This window comes from Pseudomonas sp. 10S4 (assembly GCF_034344865.1).
Lineage (GTDB): Bacteria > Pseudomonadota > Gammaproteobacteria > Pseudomonadales > Pseudomonadaceae > Aquipseudomonas.
Window position 1 is genome coordinate 851,710 of sequence record NZ_CP133774.1, and the last position, 16,166, is coordinate 867,875.

Genomic DNA, 16,166 nt, shown 5'->3' on the forward strand with positions numbered 1-16,166 from the left:
GCGGGCGATTATCGAACACAATGGCCCTTGGCGAATTGACGACTTTTCGTCCACTGCCCAACATCTGCTGCACATTGAGACCGGTCACAAACCATCGGTCTCGGTTACCAAAGACCTAGAACACCACATAAAAATAATCGGGTGGCCTACATGACTCCTTCTCAAAGCTCTCCCATGGAGCGTTCCTCCATGACTCCTGCCAGCAGCGGCATCGGCGACAAGATCCGCGGCGCCATGGCGGTCGGCAAAACCCGTTGGGGCATGCTGGCGCTGGTATTTTTCGCCACCACTCTGAACTACATCGACCGCGCCGCACTGGGCGTCATGCAGCCGATCCTGGCCAAGGAAATGAGCTGGACGGCGATGGACTACGCCAACATCAACTTCTGGTTTCAGGTCGGCTACGCCATTGGCTTCGTGCTGCAAGGCCGGTTGATCGACCGGGTCGGCGTCAAGCGCGTGTTCTTCTGCGCGGTACTGCTCTGGAGCCTGGCCACCGGCGCCCATGGCCTGGCCACGTCGGCCGCAGGCTTCATGGTCTGTAGGTTTATTCTTGGTTTGACCGAGGCGGCGAACTACCCGGCCTGTGTGAAAACCACCCGGTTGTGGTTCCCGGCGGGCGAGCGCGCCGTGGCCACCGGCATCTTCAACGCCGGGACCAACGTCGGCGCGATGTTCACGCCGATGCTGTTGCCGCTGATTCTTCACGCGTGGGGCTGGCAAGCGGCGTTCCTGTGCATGTCGGCACTGGGCGGGATCTGGTTGGTGTTCTGGGGTTTGAAGTACTTCAACCCTGAAGATCACCCGAGCGTTAAACAGTCGGAACTGGACTACATCCAGAAGGAAGTCGAGCCGGAACAATCCCGCGTCCCGTTCTCGAAAATCCTGCGCATGCGTGGCACCTGGGCCTTCGCCCTCGCCTACTCGATGACCGCGCCGGTGTTCTGGTTTTACCTTTACTGGCTGCCACCGTTCCTCAATCAGCAATACAACCTGGGCATCAACGTGACCCAGATGGGCATCCCGCTGATCATCATTTACCTGACGGCGGACTTCGGCAGCGTCGGTGGCGGGATTCTGTCCTCGTTCCTGATCGGCCGTGGAGTCAACCCGATCAAGGCGCGACTGATGTCGATGTTCCTGTTCGCCTGCTGCATCATCGGCGTGATCATGGCGGCGGGTTCCAGCAACTTGTGGGTCGCGGTGTTCGCCATCTCCCTGGCCATTGGTGCGCACCAGGCCTGGACTGCGAACATCTGGAGCCTGGTGATGGACTACACGCCCAAACACATGATGAGCACGGTGTTCGGCTTCGGCGGCATGTGCGCGGCCATCGGCGGGATGTTCATGACGCAGTTGGTCGGGCACATTCTGACGGTGACCAACAACAACTACACGGTGCTGTTCACCATGATTCCGGCGATGTACTTCATCGCGCTGATCTGGATGTACTTCATGGCACCGCGCAAGATTCCTGCCGTTACCGACTAAAACACCACCCCCTGTGGGAGCGAGCTTGCTCGCGATGGCGATCTACCAGTCAATATCTGTGCGACTGATACACCGCCATCGCGAGCAAGCTCGCTCCCACAGTTCGTTCAGCGCTTTACCGGCGACTCTGCTGCCACGCAGCCGCCAACCCGCTGCAACAAATCACCGCGATCCCGACCACCGTGGTCAGGGTCGGCGTGTGAGAAAACAGCAGCCAGCCCAGCAGCCCGGCAAACACAATCTGACAATAACCAAACGGCGCCAGCAATGCCGGTGCGGCGTAACGGAACGCCTGGGTCAGGAACAAATGCGCGGTCATCCCGCAACTCCCCAGCGCCAGCATCAACAACCCATGACCGAGGCTTGGCAACTGCCAGAAGAACGGCACCAGCGCGCTCATCACCAGGGTGTTGCACAACCCGGCGAAGAAGTTGCTGGTGGTCGGGCTGTCGATCTGGCTGAGCTTGCGAGTGAGCAACTGATAGAAGCAGAAAAACATCGCCGAGCAGAACGGCAACAACACCGCCGGGGTGAACAGTTCGCCGCCGGGGTGGATGATGATCAGCACGCCGATAAAACCGCAAATCACCGCGATCCATTGGCCACGGGTGACGTGCTCCTTGAGCAGCGGCACCGACAGCGCAGTGACCAACACCGGCGCAAGAAAGTTGACTGCCGTGGCTTCGGCCAGGGGTATGTACAACAAACCGGTGGTGAAAAACAGGCTGGTACCCAGCAGACACAACGCCCGCGCCAACTGCAGCAATGGTCGTTTGGTGCGTAGGACACGCAACCCGGATTGCGGCAGAAAAATCCCGGCCATCAACAAGGTGTGAACCAGATATCGGGCCCAGACCACCATGATGATCGGGTAGAACCCGGAGAGGTATTTCGACAACGCGTCATGGCTGGAAAACAGGAAGGTCGCGGCAACGATCAGCAAAATCCCCTTGAAGGGTTTGTTTACACCGGAGAGTGGGGTGCTGATGGTCATGGCAATCCTTTGGAAATCTAATTCCAATAATTTAGAACCTGGTTCCATATTCTCACAGAAGAGAACGTGAATAGTGTTCGAACAGCGCACAGCTTTATCAGGTCATACGCAGATCAAATGTGGGAGCGGGCTTGCTCGCGAAAGCGGTGCAACAGTCACCACAACCGCTGAATATTAAGCCCTTCGCGAGCAAGCCCGCTCCCACCCTGGATCTGTGTGGTTTGACCTAACTGAACAACTCCGACGCCAGACTCGCCGCCGACAACTCCTCGGCAAACGTCAACAACAGCGGCGCCAGCTCATGCAACCGTGCACCCGGCATTCGCGCGCTCGGCCCGGCAACGCTAAGCACACCGATCACCCGTCCATCGCCCGGATGTCGTACCACCGCCGCAATCGCCGAAGTGCCCACCGCCGAGCTTTCCTCGACCCAGGCATAACCCTGCTCGCGCGCCAGGCGCAGGCGCTCAAGCAATTCAATATTGGAGCGTGGCGCATTCGGCCCCAGATCCTTGGGTCGCTTCGCCCCTTGGCGCTCCACCAGCGACAACGCCTCGGCATCGCTCATGCAGGCCAGCCATGCGTGGCCGGACGCGGTGTAAAACAGCGGTGCATCGCGCCCCATGTCCGGGTCATAACGCAGCCCGGATCGAGCGCCCTGGGATTTGGCGATCCAGGTCTGGCGCTCACCTTCAATCACCCCCAGACGCACCAGCTCGCCGGTTTCCTGCGCCAGGCGATCCAGCACTGGCTGGACAATATCCGCCCCGCTACTCGACAAATAACGGAACCCCATCGCCACCAGTTTGGTCGACAGGTGATAGCGCAAGGTGTCCTGATTCTGCCGCACATAACCCAGCCGAATCAGCTCGGCGAGCAGGCGATGGGTCGCGCTTTTCGGAATATCCAGTTGCTCCGCCAACGTCTGCATCGGCAGGCCACGCGGGTCGCTGGTGAGGCTTTCCAGCACACTGAAAACTCGTTCAATCTGACTGCCGGCCATGGGAGGCTCCCAACACAATTTGTCCGATTCTAGAAGACAACCTCCCGGATGCGAAATCTGGAACGCGCTGTCCGATAACCGCCCGTTTTAAAGCCTGATTGCTTGTTGAAGATCATCAGGACCCTATATTTTTTGGAATTAGATTCTAAAAGCATCATTCATGGAGGGAGAACGATCATGCAGCGCATCGTTAACGCACACGGTTTGAACATGCCCAAACTCGGGCTCGGCACCTGGCCGATGCTCGGTGAAGAATGCACCCGCGCCGTGGAAAATGGCTGCTCGATCAGCCTAACGTCGCGGCGATCCCCAAGGCCAATCAACTGGCCAACCTGCAAGCCCTCGACATCACACTCGATGACGAAGACCGCAAGCTGATCGCCTGTTTGTCCAAGCGTGAACGTCAGGTCAATCCGGACTTTGCGCCCGTGTGGGACGCGTTCGACCAGTAACCCGCCGAGACAGGCATTCGCCCACCCGACAAATACCCGGCGGCTGACGGAATTTGCCGGGTTATTCACGCTCAATACAACGCTGTAGCTTTCCCGGTAACGTTAAATGCGTTGCCGGAATGCTACCGTGCGCGGCAAAAGATGGACGACCGGACTGGCGCCACACCTACACACCAACAACACTCTTCACCACGAACAACACGAGGATTCCCACATGCTATGGAAAAAGGCCGACGCAGCGACAACGTGGTCGATGCCCGTGGTGGTGATGTCGGTGGTGGCGGTGGTGGCGGTGGTGGCGGCGGAATGCGCTTTGGTGGTGGCAAGGGCTTGAGCCTGACGGCGATCCTGTTGATCGTCGGGATTGGCTGGATTACCGGCCAGGATCCGTTGCAGATCCTCGGACAACTGACCGGGCAAATGACCGAACAATCGGCGCCGGCCACGACTCAGACTCGCAAGGCGCCACCGGCCAATGACGAACAGGCCGAATTCGTGCGCTCGATCCTCGGTGATACCGAGGACACCTGGGGCCAGATTTTCCAGCAGGCCGGCAAGCAATATAAGAACCCGACCCTGGTGCTGTTCAGCAACCGCGTGAACTCGGCGTGCGGCCTGGCGACTTCGGCGACCGGTCCGTTCTACTGCCCGGCCGATCAGAAGGTTTATCTGGACATGGCGTTCTTCCAGGAAATGTCGCAACGCTTCTCCGCTGCGGGCGACTTCGCTCAGGCTTACGTGATCGCTCATGAAGTCGGACACCATGTTCAGACGTTGCTCGGCGTTTCCGCGAAAATTCAGGCGGCTCGCCAACAAGGCCGGCAGATGGAAGGCGATGGTGGTTTACTGGTGCGCCAGGAGCTTCAGGCCGATTGCCTGGCCGGGGTCTGGGCCAACAATGCTCAGAAACGTCTGAACTGGCTGGAGCCCGGTGACATCGAGGAAGCCTTGAACGCCGCCAATGCCATTGGCGACGACCGCTTGCAACAGCAAAGTCAGGGCCGCGTGGTCCCGGACTCGTTTACTCATGGCACGTCAGCGCAAAGGGTGCGCTGGTTCAAAACCGGTTTCGCCCAAGGCCAGGTTGGCCAGTGCGATACCTTTGCGGCGAAAAACCTGTAAATGCATAGATGGCTGCTGGTTCTGTTGATCGCCTGCGCAACTGCCCAGGCTGACGAGCACGGGGTAAAAGAGATCAGCCCCGGGCGCCTACTCTTGAAAGAAGGTGAGATGGCAGTGGGCCTTGGCCCGGCGCCGGCGAAAATCGAACGGGTGCTGATCATCATCCATGGTCGATTGCGCAACGCTGAAACCTACCGCCGCAGCGGCGAGAAGGCGGCTGAAGCGGCTGGCCAAAGCGCGACGACGCTGGTGATCGCTCCGCAATTTCTCAATGAAACCGACATCGTTCGCCACCCGCTGCCGGACAGCGTATTGCGCTGGCATGGCAATGACTGGATGGCCGGCGGGTTATCCACAGGCCCGTTTCCGGTGAGTTCCTACGCGGCACTCGACCAAATCATCGAGCGGATCAGCGATCGCCGACAATTTCCGGACGTGAAGCAAATCGTCGTCGCCGGTCACTCCGGTGGTGGCCAGGTTGTTCAGCGCTATGCGCTGCTGGCGCACGATCAACCGGCGCTCGCCGCCGCCGGCGTAAAGATTCGCTACGTGGTGGCCAACCCGTCGTCCTATGCCTACTTCAATGAGCAGCGACCGGTGGCATTCACTCATGCACAGTGCCCCGGTTTCAATCGCTGGAAGTATGGTCTGACGGACATGCCGATCTATGCCGGTGGGCAAACGGCTTCGCAGCTTGAAGGCAGTTACATCAAGCGTGATGTGATTTATCTGCTCGGCCAGCAGGACACTGACCCGCAGCATCCGGCGCTCGACAAAGGCTGCGAAGCTGAGGCTCAAGGGGCTTATCGGCTGATTCGCGGACACAACTTTTTCGACTATTTGCTGCGGCGCAATCCACAAGGGGTGAATCAGCGATTGGTCGAAGTGCCCGGGGTTGGGCATGACGGGGATGGGATGTTTACGTCCCCGGAGGGGCAGAAGGTTTTGTTCAGTCAGTAAAGGTTGTGTCGCCTGATCTGGCGCCATCGCGAGCAGGCTCGCTCCCACAGGGGAACCGCATCTCAATGTGGGAGCGAGCCTGCTCGCGATGGCGATTAAACTGACAACAAACTACTCAAGCGAAAAGCATCTGCCGCAACTCAACACAATCCTGCGCATGCCAATCCGCCAACTCCGGCCACGGGTTCTCAGGCAGATTCACCAGCACCGTCTGCGTGCCCGCCGCTCGACCGCAATCCAGGTCGAAGCGGTAATCCCCGACCATCACCATCTCGCTCGCCGGCACGCTCCAGGCTTCAGCCAACTTCAGCAAACCACCGGGATGCGGCTTCGGCGGCGCTTCGTCACGGCCCAGCACGTCCTCGACCGCGAAGCAGTCGGCCAGGCCGATTGCCTCCAGCGTCACATGGGCCAATTCCCGTGCGTTACGAGTAAGGATGCCGAGGCGATAACCGCGCCCGGCCAGTTCCCGCACCAGTTCCACGGCACCCGGTGCCGGCTTCGAACCCAACGCCAAGTCCCGTTCATGCTCCAGCAACCACGCATGTTTGGCGGCGGCTTCTTCGGCTGGCAGTGCGGCGAGGTGGGTCAGGATGTCGTCCTCAGGCGGGATCGCCAGCGCCACGCGAATTGCCGCGAAGTCATGCACGGCCACCGTCAGGGTGCCGTCCATGTCGAACACCCAGTGCCGCACCTCGGCCAGGCTCATGCCCAATCCTTGCGATGGCGAATCAGGCCTTCCTGAGTCACCGAAGCCACCAGTTGCCCGGCGCGATTGAACACGCTGCCACGGGAGAACCCGCGGGAATTGCCGGCCCACGGGCTGTCCATGGCATAGAGCAACCAGTCATCGGCACGCAGGTCCGAATGAAACCACAACGCGTGGTCAAGGCTGGCGACCTGCATGTCTTTCTGCCAGACCGATTTGCCATGAGGCAGCAGTGAAGTGGTCAGCAGTCCGAAGTCCGAGGCGTAGGCCAGCAGGTATTTGTGCAGCGCCGGCGAATCGGCCAAGGCACCATCAGCACGAAACCACACATACTTGATCGGGTCAGACGCTTGCGGGTTGTAGGGATCTGTCTCGGTCACCGGGCGGAATTCGATCGGTTTCGGGCACAGCAGTTTTTCGCGCATGTGTTCCGGAATCAAGTGCGCGCGTTGCTGGGCAAGCTCCAGTTCCGACGGCAGGTTTTCCGGGCCGACCACTTGTGGCATTTCAGTCTGGTGCTGGAAGCCTTCTTCGTCGTACTGGAAGGACGCGCTGCAGGTGAAAATCGGATTGCCCTTCTGGATCGCCGTCACCCGACGAGTGCTGAAACTGCCGCCGTCGCGAACCCGATCAACCTGATACACCACAGGCAACTTGGCATCGCCCGGACGCAGGAAATAACCGTGCATCGAGTGCACATGCCGCGTTTCTTCAACGGTCTGACTGGCCGCCGACAGGGACTGGCCGAGCACCTGGCCGCCGAACAACTGACGGAAACCCAGATCCTGGCTGCGGCCACGGAACAGGTTTTCTTCAATCGGTTCCAGGGTCAGCAGGTCTACCAGATCTTCCAACACTTGGCTCATTCAGGCTCTCCTCACACAACGCAATGCCGCGCAGTCTTGGCTGCGGCGGTCGACTCAGTTAATGGCTCACACCAATGGCGGCCATTGTAAACGTCCGTGCCTGCTTATCCATGCAAGGTTTGCAGCCATTGCTCACGGGTGATGCGGTACAACACATGGTGACGCAGCGGATGATCGACCGCGAGCCTCGGGTGCTCAAAGTCATCGGCTGACTCATGGTGCATTCCGATGGCCTGCATGACTTTCTCCGACGGCAAATTGGTTTCCGTGGTGAAGGCCACGACTTCCTTCAGCGCCAACCGGTCAAAGCCACAGCGCAGAGCGGTCCACGCGGCCTCACTGGCGTAACCCAACCCCCAATGCTCGCGGGCCAGGCGCCAGCCGATCTCGATGGCCGGCACAAACGGCGCATCGAAGTTAACCTCCGCCAGCCCGGTAAACCCGATGAACTGGCCGGTATCCTTGCGCTCCAGCGCCCAGAGACCGAAACCGTGCTCGGCAAAATGCCCGCGAATCCGCCCGATCAGCGAAGCACTTTCCAGTCGACTCAACGGCGCCGGGAAATAACGCATCACCTGTGGATCGGCACACATCGCCGCAAACTCCGGCAAATCCTCATCGCGCCATTGCCTGAGCAGCAGTCGTGCGCTTTCGAGTTCCAGTATCGGCTCCATCGTGCTCCTCCAATTCCATGCTCCGAGTCTACATCGCTGGTAGGATCCTTCACTGATTCCTACAGGCCTTCCTAGATAAATCTGCCATGCCCCTGCCGTTGATCTACCACGAAGACTACAGCCCCGAGTTCCCGGCGGAGCACCGCTTCCCGATGGACAAGTTTCGCCTGCTGCGCGATCACCTGGTGGACAGCGGCCTGACCCGGGACGCCGATTTGCTGCGTCCTGAGCTCTGTCCTGCCGAGATTCTGGCCCTCGCTCATGACCCTGCGTATATCGAACGCTATATGAGCGGCGAGTTGTCCCGCGAAGACCAGCGGCGGCTCGGCCTGCCGTGGAATGAAGCCCTGGCCCGGCGCACGGTGCGGGCGGTTGGCGGTTCATTGCTGGCGGCCGAACAAGCACTCGAACACGGACTGGCTTGTCACCTGGCCGGCGGCACCCACCACGCTCACTACGACTACCCGGCGGGGTTCTGCATCTTCAATGACCTGGCGGTGATCAGCCATTACCTGCTGGAAAGCGGTCGGGTGAATCGGGTACTGATCTTCGATTGCGACGTACACCAGGGCGACGGGACTGCACGGATTCTGCACAACACCCCGGACGCGGTGACCGTTTCCCTGCACTGCGAGAAGAATTTTCCTGCACGCAAGGCCGAAAGTGACTGGGACATTCCACTGCCCAAGGGCATGGGCGATGCCGATTACTTGAAGGTGGTGGACGACGCGCTCAACTATTTGCTGCCGCTCTACCAACCCGATCTGGTGCTGTATGACGCCGGGGTGGATGTGCATAAGGATGACGCACTGGGTTACCTGAAGCTGACAGACGAAGGCGTCGCCGCCCGCGATGAAAGCGTGATGCGCCACTGCCTGGGCCGGGACATTCCGGTGGTCGGGGTGATCGGCGGCGGCTACAGCAAGGACCGCCAAGCCCTGGCCCGCCGCCACGGCATCCTCCATCACAGTGCGCAACGGGTCTGGCAGTCATCAGGTTGTCACTGAGTTGTGGATGCTTTACCCACAATGCCTGTGGAACTGCCTGTGGATAACCTGAGTGAAAGCGCCTACAGGCCTTGCTGCACATAGCCTACAAAGGACTGGTTGTTTTTTAACCACCCTTTTACAAACACCACAGAACCCATGTGGGGGCGGGCTTGCTCGCGAAAGCGATGTATCAGGCAACATTGATGTCGACTGACACTCCCTCTTCGCGAGCAAGCCCGCTCCCACCCTGATTTGTGCTGATAGAATGCGCGGCTTATCCAGCCATACCGCAGCGCATTCCATGACCCAATCCTCCCCAGCCCTCCCCCTCACGTTGCCATCATCGGCGGCGGCCCCGCCGGCCTGATGGCCGCTGAGGTGCTGAGCCAGGCCGGGATCAAGGTCGACCTGTACGACGGCATGCCTTCGGTGGGGCGAAAATTCCTGCTGGCCGGCGTCGGCGGCATGAACATCACTCACTCCGAAGACTACCCGGCGTTCCTCTCGCGCTACGCCGAACGGGCACCGCAGATTGCACCACTGCTGCGGTCATTCGGCGCCGATGCGTTGTGCCAATGGATTCATGACCTGGGCATCGAAACCTTTGTCGGCAGCTCCGGCCGGGTATTTCCTACGGACATGAAAGCCGCGCCCCTGCTGCGCGCCTGGCTCAAACGCCTGCGGGACAGTGGCGTAGTTATCCACACCCGCCACCGCTGGCTGGGTTGGAATGCCGATGGCAGCCTGAAAGTGTCCAGCCCCGAAGGTGAAAAAACCTTAACAACCGACGCAACCTTGTTAGCCCTCGGCGGCGGCAGTTGGTCGCGCCTCGGTTCGGACGGCGCCTGGATGCTGCCACTTGAACAGCACGGCGTAGGACTGGCGCCGTTGCAACCGAGCAATTGCGGCTTCGAGGTGCAGGCCTGGAGCGAATTGATGGTCAGCAAATTCGCCGGCGCGCCGCTGAAAAATATCGCCATCGGCCTCAATGACGACATCCCGCGCCTCGGCGAGTGCGTGATCACCGCCACGGGCATTGAGGGCAGTTTGATCTACGCCCTGTCGGCACCGATCCGTGAAGCCATCAATCTGCATGGCTCGGCGACTGTTCATATCGACCTATTGCCGGGCCGACCTGTGGATAAAGTTGAGGCTGCGCTGAGCAAACCGCGCGGTTCACGCTCGATGTCCAAACACTTGCACAGTCAGTTGGGTCTTGATGGCGTCAAAGCGGCGCTGTTGCGCGAACTGACCGGCGCAGAATCCTTTGCCGATCCGGCATTGCTGGCAAAAGCGATCAAGGCATTGCCACTGACGCTGGTGAAAACCCGTCCATTGGACGAAGCCATCAGCAGTGCGGGCGGCGTGAAGTTCGAGTCGATGGATGAGCGCTTGATGCTCAAGCAGCTGCCTGGGGTGTTCTGCGCGGGCGAAATGCTGGACTGGGAAGCGCCGACGGGCGGCTATTTGCTGACGGGGTGTTTTGCCAGTGGGCGGGCGGCGGGGTTGGGGATGGTGGAGTGGTTGAAGCGTGAGGGTTGAGGACCGCAGCGCACCCTTCGCGAGCAAGCCCGCTCCCACATGGGATCTCGAGTGTTCACAAATAATGTGTTCACAGCAGATCCCATGTGGGAGCGAGCTTGCTCGCGATGGCGGCCTAACAGACGCCGCGTGTAATCAAGGCTTCTTCTTACGCGGCCCAGTGTTAAACACCGGCACTTTTCGCACAGGCTTGAGCGAAGGTTCCACCGCCGAAGCATCCCCGCTCTCAACCCATTTACCGAGGTTGCGCTTGCTGCCACCGGAGGTCTTTGGCTTCTTCGGTTTTTTCGGTTTCTTCACCACCTGACCACTGGAATCAGTATCCGGCACCCGATGTTCAGGCTCGAAATCCTGCTCCATCTGGCGCGTCAGGGTCTGACGGGTCAGCATCTCAATGGCGGACAGCTGATTCACTTCATCCGCGCACACCAGGGAAATTGCCTCACCGGTGGCACCCGCACGACCGGTGCGGCCGATACGGTGGATGTAGTCCTCAGCCACGATCGGCAGGTCGAAGTTGACCACCATCGGCAGATCTTCGATATCCAGACCACGGGCCGCAACGTCGGTCGCCACCAGAATCTGTATTTCACTGGCCTTGAAACGATCCAGCGCGCGCTGACGGGTCGCCTGGGGTTTGTCGCCGTGAATGCCGTCGGCATTGATGCCCAGGCCCTGAAGTTTTTCCACCAGCGCGTCCACGCCATTGCGGGTTTTGGCGAACACCAGCACCTGTTTCCACTTGCCCTTGCGCAGCAAGTGAATGAACAGCTCCGGCTTACGCTTCTTGTCCACCACCACAACCCATTGCTTGACGGTGTTGGCCGCCACGTTGCGCGGGCTGACTTCGATGCTCAGCGGGTCGTTGAGCATTTGCCCGGCCAGCAAGCGGATCGCGTCGGAGAAGGTCGCGGAGAACAACAGCGTTTGACGTTGCTTCGGCAGCACGCGGTAAATGTTCCCCAGCTCTTCGGAGAAGCCCAGATCGAGCATGCGATCGGCTTCGTCCAGGATCAGCGTTTGCAGCTGATTGAACTTGAGGGCCTTCTGGCGATACAGGTCGAGCAAACGACCCGGAGTCGCCACCAGCACATCAACCCCTTTGCGCAGCTTCATCATCTGCGGGTTGATGCTGACGCCGCCGTACACCGCGTAAGTACTCAACGGCAGGTTCTCGGCGTACTGGCGCACGGCTTCGTGAACCTGTTCGGCCAGTTCGCGGGTCGGCACCAGGATCAGTGCACGCACCGAGTTGGAGGCCACTTTCGGCCCTTCCATGGCCAGCAACTGCAGCAGCGGCAGCGCGAAACCGAGCGGTCTTGCCGGTGCCGGTCTTGGCCGCAGCCATCAGGTCGCGACCGGCCAGCACCGCCGGAATGGCTTGCGCCTGGACCGGCGTAGGTGTCTGGTAGCCGAGCGTCTCGAGAGAGCGCAGCAAGGGTTCGATCAGGCCAAGGGAGGCGAAAGTCATGGGATTACCGTAGGAAAATTCAGCGCGGTTGTGCAAAACGAGTGTGCAATGGCGCGCAGTTTACCCTAATTCACACGGGATTCTGTCGGTGCCACCACCGCAGGTCGTTCCGGGCGCCGACGCCATTGTGGCAAGCCGATCAAGACTACGGCGCTGATGATCACCGCCATGGCAATCGCTTCCTCGATACCGATGGTCTCGCCAACAAACACGATGCCCAGCAACACCGCCACCGCCGGGTTGACGTAGGCATAACTGGTGGCCGCCGCTGGACGTACGTGCTTCAACAAATACATGTAGGCGTTGAAGGCAATGATCGAACCGAAACCGATCAAGTAGGCCAGCGCCAACCAGCCTTCGACCGGCGGCACACTGTCCAGACGCTCACCACTCAGCGCACTGCCGATCAACAACACCACGCCACCCACCAGCATTTCCGCAGCACTGGCCATCGCGCCCTGGGGCAACGGCAAGTGTTTGCTCCACACCGAGCCGAAAGCCCAGGCTGCGGCGGCGAACACCGCAACATCGCGCCCAACGGGCTCGATTGCAGGTTGGAGCCGAGGTTGAGCATGGCGATGCCGACCAACCCGAGCACAATCCCGGCCCATTCGAGACGGGTATTACGTGCGCCCCAGAAATAGCCGCACAGCAGCGTAAACAAAGGCACCGTCGCCACCGCCAGCGCGGCAACACCGGAGGCCACCCCGCTATGCTCGGCCATGCTCACCGCACCGTTACCGAAACTGAGCAGCAAAATGCCGATCATGCCCGCCGCTTTCCACTGCGCCCAGGTCGGTGCCGGGGCCCCGCGCCAGCGCAGGAACGCATACATCAACGATCCGGCAATCACAAAGCGAATACCGCCAAGCATCAACGGCGGCCAGTACTGCACGCCGATGCGAATGACCAGATAGGTCGAGCCCCAAATCACGTACAACGCGAAAAACGCAGCGATCAACGGTAAGGGGAAGCGACGTAAGCCAGGCATTGGGCAGCTCTCAGGCAAGAGAAGGAGAGCAGATATTCTAGAAAGGCCAACGGCTAAAAATAAGCTACAAAACCTGTTTATCGCGCCGGTACACTTTTCAAAACACGGAGATCACCGCTATAAACCGTGTATTCGAAAGTCATGTCATTTTCAGGAATTCCCACGATGGACAAGTACGACCGCATGCTCCTCAGCGCCCTGTTGGAAAACGGTCGGGCGTCCTACGCCGAACTGGCGCGCAAGGTGAACCTCTCAGCCCCGGCTGTGGCCGAGCGCGTGGCCAAACTTGAGTCCTGCGGGGTGATCACCGGTTATCAGGCCAAGGTCGACCTGTCGAAAATCGGCCTGCCGATCCAGTGCGTCATCGAATTGCGGCTAAACCAGCACGGCAATCAGAAAACCTACGACGAACTGATCAAAATCCCGCAACTGACCGAGTGTCACCGGGTGACGGGGGATCCGTGCGTGATCATGCAAGCGGCGGTGGGGTCGATGCCGGAGTTGGAGGCGTTGATTAATCGGGTGGCGAAATTTGGGTTTAGCAAGACGTCGATTGTGTTGTCGAGCGCGATAGAGCGGCGGGTGCCGTTGGGGCAGTTGGACGGAAAGCAGGCCTGAAGTTGCAGGAGACCCAATGTGGGAGCGGGCTTGCTCGCGAAAGCGTCGGCACATCCAACCTCGATGTGACTGACAGGCCGCTTTCGCGAGCAAGCCCGCTCCCACAGGGGATTTGCGGTGTCGTCAGAACCCGCGATGGCGCTTGAGATGTTCGTTGATCTTCGCCGCCGGCACTTTCTGCAAGCTGACCAGCAAATCATGGGACAACTCCCGCAACCCGTGCTGCTGCCGCAGTTGCTCAGCCAAGTGCGTCGTCAGGTTCGCCGCCATCTCGGCATCCGCCATCGCCCGGTGAGCCTTGCCGGTATTAGGCAGGCTGGCGAAAGTGGTGAGCGTCCCGAGTTTGTGATTCGGCGCCGCCGGCATCAGACGCCGGGCCAGTAACAGTGAGCAGGCAAAGTTCTGCAACCGTGTGCGTTTGATCCGCCCCAGTTCAAAGTCCCAGAACTTCTGGTCGAACGCGGCGTTGTGCGCCAGCAGCGGCGTAATGCCGACGAACTCGTTCACCTCGTTCATCACCTGCTCGGCCGACGGTGCGGTGCGCAGCATGGCGTTGCTGATGCCAGTGAGTTGTTCGATGAACGCCGGTACGCGCACGCCGGCGTTCATCAGGCTCTGGTAACGCTCGACGATGCGCCCCTGTTCAAGGATCACCACGGCGATTTCCGTGGCCCGGCAGCTACTGCTTGGGGAGATCCCGGTGGTTTCAAAGTCGATGACTGCTATGCGTTCCAAACCTGTTTCAACTCCGTAAAAATCAATTCTTGAGCAGCAACGCGCCTTCGATTGGCACGTAGCGGCTGGCGGCGCGGATCAGCGAGTTCGCGGTCAGGCCCGGCACGCCGTAAGCCACGGCTTGTACGCCGTGCTTGCTGATGATGCGATCCAGCAGCATGTCGAAATCACCATCGCCGGAAGCCAGCACCACTTCGTCGACATGATCGGCGGCGTCCATGATGTCGAGGGTAATACCTACGTCCCAGTCGCCCTTGGCCGAGCCGTCGCTGCGCTGGATGTAAGGCTTGAGCTTCACGATGAAGCCCAGGTTGCGCAGGATCTGCTGGAACTGCTGCTGCTTGCTGTCACCACGATCGATGGCGTAGGCATACGCCTCGACAATCTCGCCCTGTTTACTGATATCTGCCCACAGCGCGGCATAGTTGAAGTGGCAACCATAAGCCTGACGCACGGTGTAATAGAGGTTTTGGACATCGGCAAACACTGCGATTTTTTTCACCGTGCATCCTCATGAGCGCACAAGCGCGCGGGCAGGATCAGGCCCCAGGCCCGAAAAGTTGCCCAGTATGCCAGCCTGAAGGATTGTTCCGCGAATAATCGGCCCGGGGCGTTTGCGCGCCCCGGACGAATGGTGGGTCAGACGAAGGAGTCGTCGTCATCGCCGCCGAAGAACGATGAGTCGTCATCGTTGTTGTAGTCGGTGTCGCTAAGGTCGCCCTGATCGTTGGAGTCGTTGCCGGCCATGCGCTGGTCATTGCCCCGGTCATTACCGCTTTGATCATTGACCTGGGCCGGTTCTTCCTTGATGACTTCGACGATTTGCTGCGGCTGCTGATTGCTGTGGAACATACTGCTGATGCCTTCTGCCAGCATCACACCACCGGCCACGCCAGCCGCGGTTTTCAGCGCGCCACCGAGGAAGCCGCTACCTACCGGTGCCTGTTGTTGCGGCGCGTAGTTTTGCTGTGGCGCGCCGTAGTTCTGTTGCGGTGCACCGAAGTTCTGCTGTGGCGGCTGCGAATTGAACGATGGCCGCGCCGGTTCACGCCAGCCGCCGGTCGACGGGGGTGCGCTTTGGGTTGGCGCAGGCTGCGGATCGCGGGAGCCGCCGCCGAAGATGCTCGACAGGAAGCCACCACTGGCCGGTGCCGGAGCGCTCGCCTGGGCCTTGGCCTGTTGCAGTTCGTCCTGCAATTGCTGGATTTGCTGGGTCTGTTGCTTGTTCTGTTCGTCGAGGCTCTTGATGGCAGCCTCTTGCACCAGAATCGCCTGGGTCATGAAATAGCCCGCGGCGGGCTGGCGAGTCAGGTGTTCCTTGATCCGCGCCTCGGCTTGAGCGTCGCGCGGGGCTGAATCCGTTTCGGCCTGTTGCAGCCGGGAAAACAGTCCATCGATCAGGGTTTGTTCTTCGCTGTTCATGGCGACCTCGTAGATTGCCGGGAATATCGTCTTCCTCATCCACGATGGACAAGGTGCCTACCAGTTATGGGGCTGATACAGGATGTTTCAATAGCCTTTACCTAACGTTTACGTTTGCGCCCCCCGA

General features: G+C 60.0%; 12 protein-coding genes and 5 pseudogenes. 7 read left to right on the plus strand and 10 right to left on the minus strand.

All coding sequences use genetic code 11. The features are described 5' to 3' along the window. Nucleotides 1-174 precede the first annotated feature (174 nt). Nucleotides 175-1,491, plus strand: a complete 1,317-nt coding sequence (locus tag RHM58_RS04015) for an MFS transporter (protein ID WP_242486356.1) — start codon at nt 175-177, stop codon at nt 1,489-1,491. 115 nt (nt 1,492-1,606) lie between these two features. On the opposite strand, the gene RHM58_RS04020 is transcribed toward RHM58_RS04015, so the two are convergent. Next, nucleotides 1,607-2,485 (minus strand): DMT family transporter, encoded by an 879-nt coding sequence (locus tag RHM58_RS04020; protein WP_201256611.1) that lies wholly within the window; start codon nt 2,483-2,485, stop codon nt 1,607-1,609. Between the two features lie 226 nt (nt 2,486-2,711). Next, nucleotides 2,712-3,488 carry an IclR family transcriptional regulator gene (locus RHM58_RS04025; protein WP_322269718.1) on the minus strand — a complete coding sequence of 259 codons (777 nt, stop codon included), beginning with the start codon at nt 3,486-3,488 and terminating at the stop codon, nt 2,712-2,714. A 272-nt stretch (nt 3,489-3,760) separates the two neighbouring features. Here RHM58_RS04025 and RHM58_RS04030 point away from each other — a divergent pair. The 3 genes and pseudogenes from RHM58_RS04030 to RHM58_RS04040 all read left to right on the plus strand — a co-directional run. Then, nucleotides 3,761-3,940: pseudogene (locus tag RHM58_RS04030) on the plus strand (aldo/keto reductase); the annotation flags it as partial. Between the two features lie 214 nt (nt 3,941-4,154). Further along, nucleotides 4,155-5,062 (plus strand): annotated as a pseudogene (locus RHM58_RS04035) (neutral zinc metallopeptidase). After that, complete coding sequence (locus RHM58_RS04040) at nt 5,063-6,022, plus strand: alpha/beta hydrolase (protein ID WP_201256608.1); 960 nt, start codon at nt 5,063-5,065, stop codon at nt 6,020-6,022. Nucleotides 6,023-6,137: 115 nt separating this feature from the next. Here the strand turns inward: RHM58_RS04040 and RHM58_RS04045 are convergent, their stop codons facing one another. The 3 genes from RHM58_RS04045 to RHM58_RS04055 all read right to left on the minus strand — a co-directional run bounded on the left by RHM58_RS04045 (nt 6,138) and on the right by RHM58_RS04055 (nt 8,271). Further along, the gene (locus RHM58_RS04045; protein WP_201198119.1) at nt 6,138-6,731 is read right to left on the minus strand and encodes an HAD family hydrolase; all 594 of its coding nucleotides are present in this window, start codon (nt 6,729-6,731) and stop codon (nt 6,138-6,140) included. Then, complete coding sequence (gene tesB / locus RHM58_RS04050; protein WP_201198120.1) at nt 6,728-7,597, minus strand: acyl-CoA thioesterase II; 870 nt, start codon at nt 7,595-7,597, stop codon at nt 6,728-6,730. Before tesB ends, RHM58_RS04045 begins: the two co-directional genes overlap by 4 nt. A 104-nt stretch (nt 7,598-7,701) precedes the next feature. After that, nucleotides 7,702-8,271 (minus strand): GNAT family N-acetyltransferase, encoded by a 570-nt coding sequence (locus RHM58_RS04055; protein ID WP_322269721.1) that lies wholly within the window; start codon nt 8,269-8,271, stop codon nt 7,702-7,704. An 86-nt stretch (nt 8,272-8,357) separates the two neighbouring features. Here RHM58_RS04055 and RHM58_RS04060 point away from each other — a divergent pair, with 86 nt between their 5' ends. Both RHM58_RS04060 and RHM58_RS04065 read left to right on the plus strand, forming a co-directional pair. Further along, on the plus strand, nt 8,358-9,278 hold the full coding sequence (locus RHM58_RS04060; RefSeq protein ID WP_201198122.1) for a histone deacetylase: 921 nt from the start codon (nt 8,358-8,360) through the stop codon (nt 9,276-9,278). 283 nt (nt 9,279-9,561) lie between these two features. Then, a pseudogene (locus tag RHM58_RS04065) lies at nt 9,562-10,802 on the plus strand (TIGR03862 family flavoprotein). A 135-nt stretch (nt 10,803-10,937) separates the two neighbouring features. Here RHM58_RS04065 and RHM58_RS04070 read toward each other — a convergent pair. Together RHM58_RS04070 and yedA are read right to left on the minus strand one after the other, a co-directional pair. Continuing rightward, nucleotides 10,938-12,273 (minus strand): annotated as a pseudogene (locus RHM58_RS04070) (DEAD/DEAH box helicase). Between the two features lie 65 nt (nt 12,274-12,338). Then, nucleotides 12,339-13,264 (minus strand): annotated as a pseudogene (yedA, locus tag RHM58_RS04075) (drug/metabolite exporter YedA). Nucleotides 13,265-13,429: 165 nt separating this feature from the next. Here yedA and RHM58_RS04080 point away from each other — a divergent pair. Beyond that, nucleotides 13,430-13,882 carry an Lrp/AsnC family transcriptional regulator gene (locus tag RHM58_RS04080; protein ID WP_201256605.1) on the plus strand — a complete coding sequence of 151 codons (453 nt, stop codon included), beginning with the start codon at nt 13,430-13,432 and terminating at the stop codon, nt 13,880-13,882. Between the two features lie 123 nt (nt 13,883-14,005). On the opposite strand, the gene RHM58_RS04085 is transcribed toward RHM58_RS04080, so the two are convergent. The 3 genes from RHM58_RS04085 to RHM58_RS04095 all read right to left on the minus strand — a co-directional run bounded on the left by RHM58_RS04085 (nt 14,006) and on the right by RHM58_RS04095 (nt 16,039). Next, nucleotides 14,006-14,617, minus strand: a complete 612-nt coding sequence (locus RHM58_RS04085; RefSeq protein WP_054052626.1) for a PolC-type DNA polymerase III — start codon at nt 14,615-14,617, stop codon at nt 14,006-14,008. Nucleotides 14,618-14,639: 22 nt separating this feature from the next. Further along, complete coding sequence (locus RHM58_RS04090) at nt 14,640-15,119, minus strand: NYN domain-containing protein (protein WP_201198127.1); 480 nt, start codon at nt 15,117-15,119, stop codon at nt 14,640-14,642. A gap of 137 nt (nt 15,120-15,256) precedes the next feature. After that, complete coding sequence (locus RHM58_RS04095) at nt 15,257-16,039, minus strand: DUF2076 domain-containing protein (protein WP_201256604.1); 783 nt, start codon at nt 16,037-16,039, stop codon at nt 15,257-15,259. Nucleotides 16,040-16,166 lie beyond the last annotated feature (127 nt).